This window comes from Bythopirellula superficialaquae (assembly GCF_059632245.1).
In genome coordinates this window covers 3215720-3228180 of sequence record NZ_CP197426.1, presented here as the reverse complement: position 1 = coordinate 3228180, position 12461 = coordinate 3215720, and the positions used below count along the sequence as shown (strand labels likewise).

The window sequence follows — 12461 nt, the reverse complement described above, 5'->3', positions numbered from 1 at the left end:
GGGAGGTATCATGTCGGTGGGGTTTGGGATTATTGGCACGGGGATGATTAGCAAGTTTCACGCGCGGGCGATTGGCGACGTGCGGGGGGCGAAGCTGGTGGCCTGCTTCAATCGCACGCCGGAGAAGGCCGACAAGTTGGCCGAAGAGTTTGGCTGCCAAGCTTATCATTCGCTCGAGGCGATGCTGGCCGATGACAAGGTCGACGCCGTGGCGATCACCACCGCGAGCGGCGCGCACATGGAACCGGCCATTGCCGCGGCGAAGGCGGGTAAGCACGTCATCATCGAGAAGCCACTGGAAGTGACGCTTAGGCGTTGCGATCAGATTATCAACGCCTGCGAAAAGCACGGCGTGAAATTGTCGACCGTGTTTCAATCGCGGTTTCACGATTCGTCGCTCAAGCTGAAGCAAGCCGTCGACACGGGCCGGTTTGGCACACTGACGTTGGGAGATGCTTATGTGAAGTGGTGGCGGTCGCAGGAGTATTACGACAGCGGCGCCTGGCGAGGGACTTGGAAACTCGACGGCGGCGGCGCGCTGATGAATCAAGCGATTCACACGGTCGATCTATTGATGTGGTTGATGGGACCGGTGGCCAAAGTGCAGGCCTTCACAGCCACGCTCGCGCACAAGCGGATCGAAGTCGAAGACGTCGCCACGGCCACGCTGACGTTTGCCAACGGCGCGCTCGGCGTGATCGAAGCGTCGACGGGCGTTTATCCAGGCTATCTCAAGCGGATCGAACTGCACGGCACGCGCGGCTCGGCCGTGTTAGAAGAAGAGGATATCAAGAGTTGGGAATTCGCCGACAAGGCACGTGGGGATGACGCGATTCTTGAGGCGATGAAAAACAAAAAGAGTTCAGGAGGTGGCGCCGCCGATCCCGCCGCGATTGGGCACCACGGCCACGCCAAGCAGTTTCAGGATTTCGTAAAAGCAATCAAGAACGACACGACCCCGGCGATTGACGGTCCCGAGGCGAGGAAATCGGTGGAGATCATCCTGGCGATTTACAAATCGGCGAAGACGGGCAAGTCGGTGAAGCTGGCGGGGTAAGAGGTCTCACGCAGAGGCGCGGAGAGCGCGGGCTTCTGCAAAATTACGGGTGTTCCCGGAAAGGCGTTGCTCTCCGGCTAGCAGTATTTGCGTGACAAGCTAGCGGGGAATCGGTATTTCCGCGTATCCCGGTTTTCGGCGACAATGTTCGCTCCAAGGAAGGAGCTGCGGGGCGCATGAAGCCGGTCGTTGATTACGTTGTCTATTTCATCGTGCGGATATTGATCTGTGGCTTGCAGGCGATGCCGCTCAAGATGATTGCGCCTATCTGCGATCAATTCGGCTGGGTCTGTTGGAACGTGCTGCGCTTTCGTCGGCAGGTCGTCGAAGAAAACTTGCTAATCGCTTTTCCGGAAAAGTCTCAAGGCGAACGCGACCAGATTGCGCTCGCGATGTGGCAGCATCTGTTTTTGATGATTGCCGAAATCGCCCATGCACCGCGCAAGCTGCACCGCACCAACTGGCGGCAGCATTCTAGCTTCACCAACATGCGCGCGGCGATTGCGGCGTTGATCGATGATCGGCCAAGCGTGATCATTTCCGGCCACCTTGGCAATTTTGAACTCGGCGGCTATTTACTTGCGCTTCATGGTTTTCCGACCCACACGATTGCCCGGCCGCTCGATAATCCCTATTTGGATCGCTTTGTGAATGAGTTTCGCGGTTCGAAGGGGCAGTACATGTTACCCAAACATGGCAGCGGGCCGCAGATCGCTGAGGTGCTGGATCAGGGTGGGACCCTGGTGCTGTTAGGGGATCAATTCGCCAGCACCGCAGGATGTTGGGTTGAATTCTTTGGCCGACCGGCTTCAACTCATAAAGCGGTGGCTGTGTTCTCTTTAGGAAGTAAGGCACGCACTTTGGTATCGGCGGCGGTGCGAAAGGGCGGGCCACTCTGCATCAAGATGGATATCACCGGAATCGTGGACCCGGAGGAAAAGGACTTTGCCTTGGGAACGATTCCTTTGCTTACCGAATGGTACACGAAGAACCTCGAAAAGCTGGTCCGAGATGCCCCGGATCAGTATTGGTGGGTTCATCGGCGGTGGCGTGGATCACCCGATGACCGCCAAAATCGTCGGCTTTTGCGAAAACAACAAGCTGCCTGACAGGTGGCCATTTCGCAAAAGCATAATTGTACGGCCAGATTTTGCACTTCCACTTGCTACGGATGCCATCCCTGCCATAATCTGAAGAGCTACTGATTCATTGCAACTTCAGTGAGCTCCCGCCTAGAACATCCCACTGTCCCACCTTGGATGTCGTACGCAAAGTGTATCACCTTCGACCGTTTCGCAACACGGATCCACCACACCTAGCTGAGATTTGGCGCAGCCAACCTCCGCAACGGGGGATTCTACAGCCCGTGTCGGCACCGATGTTGGAGTTCGCCGTGTTCTCGAAGGCGCACTTCGATCGCAATGGATTGATCGTTGCAGAACTCGACGGGCAGGTCGTCGGTTTTGCCCACGCTGGTTTCGGTCCCAACGACGACGGCACGAAGCTTGATAAGACCATGGGCACGACGCATATGCTGATGTTGCGTGCCGGCTTCGAAGACAACACGCTGGTGGATATGCTGCTGGCCGCGAGCGAAGAGTATTTGCGTTCGTCGGGAGCCACGGTGATTTACGCTGGAGGAATCAAGCCGCTTAACTCGTTTTATTTGGGTTTGTACGGCGGCAGCGAAATCCCTGGCGTTCTGCAAGCGAACAAATTGCTCCGCGAATCGTGCTCGCGCCGGGGTTATAGCGAAGCGGGGCAGGTATGTATTCTGCAAAACGACCTTGTGCGTTTTCGCCCCTCCGTTTCCCGCAAGGTCCGGCAGATTGGCCGCGTGACAAGGTTTGAGGAAACGGTCGACCCGTTAAGTTGCAATTGGTGGGAAGCCTGCGTGTGGGGTTCACAGCAACGTGACCGCTTCCAGTTGCTCGACAAGAACAGCGGAACGCCCATTGCCACGGCGTCGTTCTGGGACGTGCAACCCCTGTCGGCCTGTTGGGGAATCTGTACCGCCGGGCTGTTTGAATTGGAAGTGCTGCCTGAGTGGCGGCGGCAAGGATGTGCCTCATTTCTGTTGGGTGAAGCCTTTCGCCTCTTGCGCCGTCGCGGCGTAGCCACGATCGAAGCCCAGTGCATGTCGACCAACGAACAAGCACTCGCCTTCTATCAAAGCCTCGGGTTTATCGAAGTCGACCGGGGCTACGTGTTCCGCAAAGGTACTTCGGTGCAAAACGGCTCTACCCGTCCGGCGCTGTCGAAAGTCGCCAGCTGGGTTTAATCGCAGGTTACCGGGCTTGTCCACTCGCCTGGCGAGTATCTGATATACTGCCATCGTTTGCTGAGACCCTTTTCTAGCTCTCATCCAAGGAAATCGCGATGGCTCTTGCACACGCTGCACCTGGAGAGGTGATTGACGTTCGCCCTCTGAGTGGTGCGATACCGAGTTCTAGCACCAAAACACTGATTAAAACTGAACGCTTGGAAGTGATACGGCTCGTGTTGCCCGCGGGCAAAGTCATACCATCGCACAAGGTCGCGGGCGAGATCACGGTGCAATGTTTGGAGGGATGCGTCGAGTTCACGACATCGCGTGGGCCAAGGATCATCGAATCCGGAGAGATGCTTTATTTAAGCGGCGACGAAGAACATGCCCTGAAGGGGCTTGAGGACGCCTCGGTATTGGTGACCATCCTGCTTTGAAGCCCAATAAGACGATCACTTATTTCAGCGCCCAGAACCCTGGCGTGATAAACTCGACCAAATTGTCGTCGGGATCGCGGATGTAAAGGCTTCGCGCGCCGCCGGGCCAGTTGACGATGCTTTCGATGGGGATGTGCTTGGCAGAAAGTTCCGCTTGCCAGTCTTTGAAATCTTCCTTGGCAATCGAGAACGCGAAGTGCGTGCCACAAGCGGGGCCGTGGGGCGGGATGACTCCGCATTCAAATTCCAACGGCTCTTGGGTGACGCCCGTTAGAAATAAGAGCAGCACGTTGCAGTCGGCAACGTTGAGCGCGATCAACCGTTCGCTCCGCGAGAGGATTTCAAAGCCGAAGATCGCGCAATAGAAATCGGTCGCGCGCTGGAGATCGGCGACGTAGAGTGCGGTTTCGAGGATGCCGTTGATCTTGGGCATATTGACTATTCCTGCGTAGCGTGGCGTAGATGCAGATTGCGTTTTCGTCGATTCTAAGATTTCTGATATACTTCAGCTATGAGCACAATTTTCACTCACAACGGCCGACAAATTGCTCTGAGTAAAAATTGGGCCCAAACGTCGAGGTGCATCCGTGAACTTAAAGCAACTCAATCTTATCTGCTATACGATCTGCATCGTTTGCATTATTGCTGGAATTGTTTTTGCTCTGACTCTGATCTGGGGGGATATTAATAACAAGCTTGCTTGGAAAGGATCTCTGACGATTGGCGTTTTCTTTATTGCTTCTGCACTCACTTTAAGCGTCAACAAAATGATTGAGCGCCCGAACGGCCGTGAAATCTAGTGTGGCTTTCAGGCCAACCGCTTTATGTCGCTAAGTTGGTTGCGAAAAATTGCAACTAGGCGACTGCTTATCCGCGATGCTAGAATGTCAGGACGCTAATCGCCTATAATTCCTTGCTTAGCGACTTATCGAGCCATCTGTTCCCGCGGAGATTCAATCATGGCCACCGTTACCGAAAAACCGTCGTCCAAAAAAGTTCCCAAACCCAAGGTGCGCCAGTCGCAATGCTTTATCGATGGCCGATGGGTGCCGTCGGTGAGTGGGAAAACATTTGAGACGATTCATCCCGCCACCGAGGAAGTGATCGCGCAAGTGGCCGAGGGGGACAAGGCTGACATCGATCTGGCCGTGAAGGCCGCGCGCAAGCAGTTCGACGGCGGCGAATGGTCGCGGATGGATGCTCGCGATCGTGGGCGGTTGATGTACAAGTTCGCCGATTTGTTGGAAGAGAATGCCGAAGAACTCGCCGCACTCGAAACACTGGACAATGGCAAGCCGATCCGCGATTCTCGCGCCGCGGACATTCCGCTGGTGATCGATTGCATCCGCTACTACGCTGGTTGGGCTGATAAGATTCATGGCTCAACGATTCCCATCCGCGGCAACTATTTCTGCTACACCAAGCGTGAGCCAGTCGGCGTGGTGGGTCAGATTATTCCGTGGAACTTTCCCGCATTGATGACCGCCTGGAAATGGGGACCCGCGCTGGCTGCCGGTTGCACGATCGTGATGAAGCCCGCCGAGCAAACACCGCTCACCTGTTTGCGGATGGCACGGCTTGCTCAGAAGGCTGGCATCCCCGACGGCGTGATCAACGTAGTGCCGGGTTACGGTCCCACGGCAGGTGCAGCACTCGTTGCGCATCCGGGCGTGGACAAGATTGCGTTCACCGGTGAAGGCAACACGGCCAAGATTATTCAACGCAGCGCGCTCGAGACGATGAAGCGCGTGACGTTCGAACTCGGTGGCAAGAGCCCAAATGTGGTGTTCTCCGATGCGGACGTCGACGCCGCGGTGGATGGAGCGCACTTCGCACTGTACTTCAATCAGGGCCAGTGCTGCTGTGCTGGTAGCCGATTGTTCGTGGAGGACGAGATTCACGACGAGTTCGTGGATCGTCTCCAAGCGAAGAACAAGGCTCGCAAAGTGGGTGATCCGTTTGATCCCGAAACCGAGCAAGGACCACAGGTCGATCAGGCCCAGTTCGACAAGATTTTGCAGTATGTCGAATACGGCAAGAAAGATGGCGCGAAGCTCGTCAGCGGTGGTAAACGGCATGGCGATAAGGGCTTCTTCATCGAGCCAACGTTGTTCACCAACGTCGAAGACGATATGCGGATCGCCAAGGAAGAAATCTTTGGCCCCGTGATGAGTGTGCTGAAATTCAGCGATCTGGATGAGATTGCCCGTCGTGCGAATGGAACGCAATTCGGTTTGGCCGCTGCCGTGTGGACCCGCGACATTGGCAAGGCGCACACGCTCGCCTCGAAGATCCGCGCGGGCACCGTGTGGGTCAACTGCTACGATGTCTTCGATGCAGCCGCGCCGTTTGGCGGTTTCAAAGAAAGCGGCCTAGGCCGTGAACTGGGCGAAGCAGGCTTGGCTGCGTACACGGAACTCAAGACCGTGACGGTGGCGATGGCGTAGTAAACTAGTTTGATTTTACTATAATAAGTGGCCGTGGAATTTTTCCGCGGCCATTTTCTTTTTAAGTCTGCCATGAGTGAAGAATTCGACCAAGCATTTAGGAAGTTTGGAATTTCTGATGCCGAGATTGCGGAACTCAAACGCAGGGTTGCCGAAATCGAGTCGGGCTCTGTTGAACTTATCTCCGAAGAAGAGCTTTGGCGCAGAGTTGATGAAAAACGCAAAATAATGAAAAGTTCAAAGCAGGATCAAGACAACTCTAACAAGAATCAACATGGCTAGTCGCATTTTTAACGTTGTTAATGACCGTTTGGTTGAAATGATGGAGTCGCCATTTGCTAGCGAAGACATCTTTCAAGATTTACTTAGGCAGTATCCTGATCTTTTGTCTGGCGATTCCGAACAAGGCGACTCACCGAGGAGGTGGTTGCTAATACGTCGAGAAATGGGCATCGCTGCCGAGGAAGGCGCTGGTGACCGCTGGTCCTTAGATCATTTGTTCGTCGATCAACAAGGAACGCCTACGCTGGTTGAAGTCAAGCGCAGCAGTGATACTCGCATTCGTCGCGAAGTGGTTGGACAGCTTCTGGACTATGCTGCTAATGCAGTAGTTCATTGGTCGATTGATCGTGTTCAGGCTGAGTTTGTCGAAAACTGCAACAAAGAGGGATTAGACGCGGAAATGCGGCTCACGGAGTTTTTGGATGGCGGGAACTCTGAAGAATTTTGGCAGAAGGTAAAGACTAACCTTCAGGCGGGAAGAATTAGATTGCTTTTCGTTGCAGACGTCATTCCATCAGAACTTAGGCGTATTATAGAATTTCTGAACGTCCAGATGGATCCTGCTGAAGTACTGGGAGTTGAGATTAAACACTACGAGGCCCAGGGGCTTAAAACATTGGTACCGCGATTAATTGGCTTAACAGCTGAAGCGGATAGAAAGAAGAATCCTGCTTCGCAAATCTCTAGAAAACCGAAGCTGACAAAAGATGAATTACAGGCTATCGCGGATGAACGGGGAGTTGGTCCCCTTTATTCTGTATTAGTCAAAAAACTTTCCCAAATCTTTGAGGAAATATCTACAACACAAGGGAACATCTCGTTTGGCACACAGTTACCCGGCTATAAAACTAGTGCGGCAATTTTCGGCCTTTATCCAGTGATTAGCACTGCCAGTAAGGGCGTTCGCTATGGAGTCTACGCAGAGAGCTTGGCTACTTTGTGCCAAGTTGAGACCCAAATCATCAAAGATTTACTACCCAACTGCGATTTATCACCACCAAATTGGGGACGCGGATATAGTTCCGGTTTCGCACCAAGCCAATCAAGCTTCGACGAAATAATACGACTGCTCTCCAAACAATGACGGTCATTTTTGTTGCGTGCCCGCAGCTGGGGCTATGGTATAATTCTAAGCAGAGAAGGCTTTTTCCATTTGCGAGGGCTACGACCATGGCACAAATTACCGTTGATCCGTCGATTCAACAAATGCTTGGAGGAATGTCATCGCATATCGAGTTGCGAGACACCAACGGTCATGTGCTTGGTCATTTCTTGCCCAAAGACGAGTATGTCAAGATGCTCTATGCCAGCTACAAATGTGATTTGAGCGAGGAAGAACTTGAGCGTCGTGCCGCAGAGACAGGTGGTTGTACTCTCGAAGAAACCTGGATGCGGTTGGGTGTCAAATGAAGTGTGCGGTTGTGTATTTGCCATCCGCCGACCGCAGGCTTGCCGATATTTGGCTTGAGAGTGACGATCGCCAAGCCGTGGCTGACGCAGCAAACTCACTTGAAGATCAGCTGCAATCAGATCCATTGAACGCTGGCTAATCTCGTCACGCTAATAGACGGCTAATTATCGAGGCACCGCTTGCTCTTCACTTCTATTGCATACCTGACGACATGAAGGTTGTCGTCTATCACGTGCAGATATGGAAATAATCTACCGCACGGTGCCCACACGATTCGCCACTTCCATCTGGGCAAAGTGCGTCTTGTCGCCGCGGACGATGTAGAACTTCAGTGACCCGGCTTGAGAGAGTGTGTCGGCGTGGTCGACCAAGAATTGCACGTCGGCTTGTGAGACGGTGGTCCAGCGGTGGAAGCGGACGAGAATGTCGCCCTCGCGAACCCCTTGGCGGGCGGCAGAACTTTCAGGCTTCACCGAAACAACCCGCATGCCCCCTTCGTAGGGCAGCGATTTTTCACGGAAGCCTTCGGCGGGTTCTTCTTCAAGAATGAGGCCGAGCGTTTCCCAGGTGGCTTGATCGAAGGTATCGGCTGGTTCGCGTTCTTTCACTCGTGTGGGAGCACCCGTCTTGCTAGCGAGTTGCAGGTCGACGGTCATTTCCTGGTTGTCGCGAACAACTTGCACGGGAATTTTTTCGCCAGAGCGCCGTCCCAGCAAAGCTCGCTCGATGTCCATCGGGCGGCGGATTTGGGTGCTGCCGATGCTTTGAATCAAATCGCCCCGGGCGATGCCGCAAACTTCGGCGGGGCTATTGCGATCGACGCGGGCAATCGTCACCGGGCCAGCTGTGTTTAACGTCAGTGCGGCCATGCCGTGCCAATTGTTATCAAGCTGCTCGATGCTCATCAGCTTCGTGGCGACTTCCAGGGCATTGTCCACGGGAATCGCAAAGCCAATCCCTTGGGCCCCCGCACGGACGGCGACATTCACGCCGATCATTTCGCCATCGATGTTGAGCAGCGGGCCGCCGGAATTGCCGGGGTTGATGCTGGCATCGGTTTGGATGAGATCAAGATATTGTTGAGTTTCGTTCACCTGCACGTTGCGGTGCAGCTGGCTGATGATACCCGTGGTGACCGTGTTTTCGTAGCCAAAGGCATTGCCGACGGCGACGACCGTTTCGCCGGTCATCAGATCGCGGGACGAGCCAATGTTGATTACGGGAAGCTCAAACGACGCATTGATACGGATAATCGCCAAATCGGTTTGAGCATCGCGGGCCACGATCTTGGCGACGAACGCTTGGCCGGTGGAAAGTGTCACGTTGATCCGCTTCACGCCATCGACGACGTGGAAGTTCGTGAGAATGAAACCCCGGGGATCGATGATCACACCGGTGCCCATGCCGTTGACTTGCTTGGAAACCTGGCGGGATGATTCGGTGGTTTCGACAACAGACTTCTGGCCTTGGATATTGACCACGGCCGGGCTGGCGTTGCGAACCGCACGCACGATGGGCGTCATGCGGGCACTTTCAGCCGCGCTCACCAACTGCACCGAACAGGCCAATCCCAAAATGGCGAGCAATCGCAGGCCGGCGGGAAACAACTTCAGAACGGCGTCGCGGGAGCGCAGGTCGTGCATGTGGGTCGTCCGAATGAGGGTACTGGCACGCCGACGCGCCATAATGCCGGGCCGACAATCTGCGGGGAAAGTCGGTGTTAGACAGAAGCGTTGATCGGCCAGCCGTCACGGGGCGCTTAAACGCTACGACCGGCCTCCCTCATAAAACCCCCAGATTGTCAGTCGTAGAAAACAGTGCTCAAGTTATGCGGCAGATAGGCCGGTCACGAAAATTGTGCTGCGATTCAGCCGTGATCAGAGTTGGCCCTAACTGTGGCTGATCTTGAAAGCTGTGGCTGACCTCTTTGAGGTCGGATATTGCCAAGACCGATATCGGAGACCTCAGCCCCAGAAAAGAGCGAGGACGGAGAAAGACCGAGGTCACAGACCTCGGCTACAGTCAAAAGCTGTAGCCGACATCTTTGAGGTCGGAAGGATTGAGAATGAACTCAGTCGTGAGGCTCGACCACGAAATAGCGGCCCCAGCCGGCGTCGACTGAGCCACGCATTTCCACTGGGGCACACGTGTTGACATTGGCCATAATCGGCTGCGTCGGAACCGGCAGAAACTCCGGCGGCATCTGAGGCTGAAATTTAACGGCCGGGGGTCCCACGGCGATCATGCAATGCTGGTGCTTTAATGCTAGCAGGCGAGCGTGGGCTTGGCAGATGCCACAGCGACCTAAGCCGCCGCAGGTGCAACCCGCCAATCGTCCGCGAATGCCACAGCAGCCGTTGTGACAGCCACCACCAGAGGCACAGCAAACGCCATCACCGCAATCGCAACAATTGCCGCCACCGCCGTATTGACCGCAGCCGAGCACGCTATCGATCGCGCAGCCGCTTTGGTTCGTGCCGCAGGCAATTGGTGCGCAGCCGTTGATCCCAGCCGCCGTCAGCATTAGCGCTGAATAAAGCAAGACGCGTTGAAACACGGCCCCCCCTGTTTCGGATAACGGGGCAAACGGCTGGCTCGGCCCCCCAAGGTCGCGAGCCAACGGCATTTTTCCCTAAACGCAAAATCGGCACGCGATGGGTGACAACTTTTGTGTAACCGTTAAAGTCAGAGGAAGAGGAGATGCTAGCAGGGGTCGAGGGAAGAGAGTGAGTTAGAATCCACAACAAGTGTGGGTTGTGTTTGCTAATGCTTTTGAGATGCCGTCTTACTCTTGGCGAGTTGTTGATCAGCCGCATCAAGTGCGCGGTGGGCGATGCGATACTCTGGCCTTTGTGTCCATCCATTCGACTCCATGAGAGATATAGCTGAACGTAGCGTCTCTGAACCTACGGCATAATTTTCCATTTTTACTTGGCTGTCGCCGAGATGAGTGAGGCTAATCGCCACCCAAATGTTGTCTTCTTTGTAAAACCGTCTGTATGCAGCTACATTCAGTTCAAAAAGTGTCAAAGCACTTTCGTATTTTCCTTTATTGAAAAAGTTTTTTGCTCGAGAGTGTGAGACCTGCGCTCGTATTGGATGATATGGGCCTACCTTGTCTTCAATTTCTTTTTCCGCTGCCGCAGATTCCCACAAAGCCAGAGTGTCTTTTCCTTGCGACATATGCACATCTGCTAGAATCAACATAGTATCAGCACACCGGAGCATCTGGCCTCTCGCCTTGAAAATTGCGCAGGCACACATGGTGGCTTCTTCGGCCTCATCCCATTTTTGTTGTGCATCTAGATATCCAGCATACAACTGCGAGTGATAACCAATTCCGATAGAACTGCTGGAGTTCACATCATAGATTGTTGCCGGCTCTAGCAGCTGCATGGAAGATTCTAAGTTGCCGAGATACATCTGAATTTCCGCGGCGTTCAATAGGGACATCGTGTACAAAGGGTGACGCTTTCCCAGCGATTTCTCGGTCAGTTCCTTGGCTTGATTGATTAACTTTTCGCCGTGTGCTGCGCGCTCCTTATGCATCTTTTCTGAGACGAGTATTCTGGCTTCCGCCGTCGCCAAAAATAGGAGAGCACGGATTCTCTCGATGTGGTTTTCTGGGAATCGCTGCCATATCTCTACTGCCTGGGCGAGGTGTATCGAAGCGTTCTTATAATCCCAATTTTCGAACTCGATCCTTCCCAATGCCGACAAATACAAACCATGAAGTAATTCTTGCTCTTTTTGCGACATATCCGTCGCTTGCTTCATTCGGTCACATGTTTCCGTAGCCTTGTTGATATCTCCCAACTCACAATAGACGGTTACTAAATCTTTTAACGTTGCTTGATTGATGAGATCGTTCGATCTGTCCGAAGAATTGTGAAGCTCCTCAGCTTTTTTCAGGGCAGCTAACGCATCCTCATACTCCGCCATGAGTGAGAAAGTATCCGCCAAAAAATGAAGTAACGACGCTTTTTCTTCGTCACTCAATACCTTGCTTTCAAAACCCGTTTTGAGCGACTTTAGAAGAAGTCTTTTCGCAGAAGCGTAATTTTCAAGCTGAAATTCAATTGCGCCTCCAAGCCCCAGCAAGAGTGTATGAGCACGCGCATTATCATCAGAACTATTTATAACGGCATTAGCGTCGTTGAGTGCTTCTTGAAATTTGCCGTCTCGAAAAAGCTCTAAGGCAGAAGCAAACTTTGCTTGCAGCAGTTCGTCAGAATCTGACACTTTGTCAGCTAGTAGCTGAGTGAGCCCCTCTTCAAGTTGGGCAGTCGCGACATCGATAGGCTCTAGCAAACTGATTGTCGCAGTCGCATCTTCACCGCAATTTGCATCGATAGAGGCAAAGAAGGTCAATCCAATGAGCAGCACTACCTGAAAGTGCGCAACAATGTTGGAGTTCGCTTGAAAACTTCTCATATTGCTTCCTTGCTGCCACAATTACATAGAGCTAGAAACTACTAGCCAATGCCAAGAGAATATATCGGATTTCGCCAATATGGGCAATTGTATTGAAGGGGCGTGGCAAGACCCACCGCTTGCGCGG

13 protein-coding genes are annotated in these 12461 nt (G+C 53.6%); 9 read left to right on the top strand and 4 right to left on the bottom strand.

Annotated features, from left to right (window positions below):
* Window positions 1–10 precede the first annotated feature (10 nt).
* From SH678x_RS13180 to SH678x_RS13165, 4 genes are all read left to right on the top strand, one after another.
* On the top strand, window positions 11–1057 hold the full coding sequence (locus SH678x_RS13180; RefSeq protein ID WP_496918919.1) for a Gfo/Idh/MocA family protein: 1047 nt from the start codon (window positions 11–13) through the stop codon (window positions 1055–1057).
* Window positions 1058–1233: 176 nt separating this feature from the next.
* Window positions 1234–2166: a lysophospholipid acyltransferase family protein gene (locus tag SH678x_RS13175; protein WP_496918918.1), complete on the top strand. Its 933-nt coding sequence runs from the start codon at window positions 1234–1236 to the stop codon at window positions 2164–2166.
* A 257-nt stretch (window positions 2167–2423) separates the two neighbouring features.
* Complete coding sequence (locus tag SH678x_RS13170) at window positions 2424–3338, top strand: GNAT family N-acetyltransferase (protein ID WP_496918917.1); 915 nt, start codon at window positions 2424–2426, stop codon at window positions 3336–3338.
* Between the two features lie 98 nt (window positions 3339–3436).
* The gene (locus tag SH678x_RS13165; protein WP_496918916.1) at window positions 3437–3760 is read left to right on the top strand and encodes a cupin domain-containing protein; all 324 of its coding nucleotides are present in this window, start codon (window positions 3437–3439) and stop codon (window positions 3758–3760) included.
* Window positions 3761–3779: 19 nt separating this feature from the next.
* Here SH678x_RS13165 and SH678x_RS13160 read toward each other — a convergent pair whose 3' ends face one another.
* Complete coding sequence (locus SH678x_RS13160; RefSeq protein WP_496918915.1) at window positions 3780–4193, bottom strand: VOC family protein; 414 nt, start codon at window positions 4191–4193, stop codon at window positions 3780–3782.
* Window positions 4194–4347: 154 nt separating this feature from the next.
* On the opposite strand from SH678x_RS13160, the gene SH678x_RS13155 reads away from it, so the two are divergent.
* The 5 genes from SH678x_RS13155 to SH678x_RS13135 all read left to right on the top strand — a co-directional run bounded on the left by SH678x_RS13155 (window position 4348) and on the right by SH678x_RS13135 (window position 7899).
* Window positions 4348–4560 carry a hypothetical protein gene (locus tag SH678x_RS13155; protein WP_496918914.1) on the top strand — a complete coding sequence of 71 codons (213 nt, stop codon included), beginning with the start codon at window positions 4348–4350 and terminating at the stop codon, window positions 4558–4560.
* Between the two features lie 159 nt (window positions 4561–4719).
* A complete protein-coding gene (locus SH678x_RS13150; protein ID WP_496918913.1) occupies window positions 4720–6207 on the top strand; it encodes an aldehyde dehydrogenase family protein in 1488 nt (495 codons plus the stop codon).
* Between the two features lie 33 nt (window positions 6208–6240).
* Window positions 6241–6489 (top strand): addiction module protein, encoded by a 249-nt coding sequence (locus tag SH678x_RS13145; protein ID WP_496918912.1) that lies wholly within the window; start codon window positions 6241–6243, stop codon window positions 6487–6489.
* A complete protein-coding gene (locus SH678x_RS13140; protein WP_496918911.1) occupies window positions 6482–7573 on the top strand; it encodes a hypothetical protein in 1092 nt (363 codons plus the stop codon). The genes SH678x_RS13145 and SH678x_RS13140 overlap by 8 nt, the downstream gene beginning before the upstream one ends.
* Window positions 7574–7659: 86 nt before the next feature.
* Window positions 7660–7899 (top strand): hypothetical protein, encoded by a 240-nt coding sequence (locus SH678x_RS13135; RefSeq protein WP_496918910.1) that lies wholly within the window; start codon window positions 7660–7662, stop codon window positions 7897–7899.
* 252 nt (window positions 7900–8151) lie between these two features.
* Here the strand turns inward: SH678x_RS13135 and SH678x_RS13130 are convergent, their stop codons facing one another.
* The 3 genes from SH678x_RS13130 to SH678x_RS13120 form a co-directional block, all read right to left on the bottom strand.
* Window positions 8152–9543 (bottom strand): trypsin-like peptidase domain-containing protein, encoded by a 1392-nt coding sequence (locus tag SH678x_RS13130; protein ID WP_496918909.1) that lies wholly within the window; start codon window positions 9541–9543, stop codon window positions 8152–8154.
* A gap of 428 nt (window positions 9544–9971) precedes the next feature.
* A complete protein-coding gene (locus SH678x_RS13125; protein ID WP_496918908.1) occupies window positions 9972–10520 on the bottom strand; it encodes a hypothetical protein in 549 nt (182 codons plus the stop codon).
* Between the two features lie 143 nt (window positions 10521–10663).
* Window positions 10664–12334: a tetratricopeptide repeat protein gene (locus tag SH678x_RS13120; RefSeq protein ID WP_496918907.1), complete on the bottom strand. Its 1671-nt coding sequence runs from the start codon at window positions 12332–12334 to the stop codon at window positions 10664–10666.
* Window positions 12335–12461: the final 127 nt, after the last annotated feature.

Bases quoted from the DNA above. Each gene is read 5' to 3' on its own strand.
- SH678x_RS13180 (WP_496918919.1), top strand. From the start codon at position 11: ATGTCGGTGGGGTTTGGGATTATTGGCACGGGGATGATTAGCAAGTTT.
- SH678x_RS13130 (WP_496918909.1), bottom strand. From the start codon at position 9,543: ATGCACGACCTGCGCTCCCGCGACGCCGTTCTGAAGTTGTTTCCCGCC.
- SH678x_RS13135 (WP_496918910.1), top strand. From the start codon at position 7,660: ATGGCACAAATTACCGTTGATCCGTCGATTCAACAAATGCTTGGAGGA.
- SH678x_RS13160 (WP_496918915.1), bottom strand. From the start codon at position 4,193: ATGCCCAAGATCAACGGCATCCTCGAAACCGCACTCTACGTCGCCGAT.
- SH678x_RS13150 (WP_496918913.1), top strand. From the start codon at position 4,720: ATGGCCACCGTTACCGAAAAACCGTCGTCCAAAAAAGTTCCCAAACCC.
- SH678x_RS13165 (WP_496918916.1), top strand. From the start codon at position 3,437: ATGGCTCTTGCACACGCTGCACCTGGAGAGGTGATTGACGTTCGCCCT.
- SH678x_RS13140 (WP_496918911.1), top strand. From the start codon at position 6,482: ATGGCTAGTCGCATTTTTAACGTTGTTAATGACCGTTTGGTTGAAATG.
- SH678x_RS13120 (WP_496918907.1), bottom strand. From the start codon at position 12,334: ATGAGAAGTTTTCAAGCGAACTCCAACATTGTTGCGCACTTTCAGGTA.
- SH678x_RS13175 (WP_496918918.1), top strand. From the start codon at position 1,234: ATGAAGCCGGTCGTTGATTACGTTGTCTATTTCATCGTGCGGATATTG.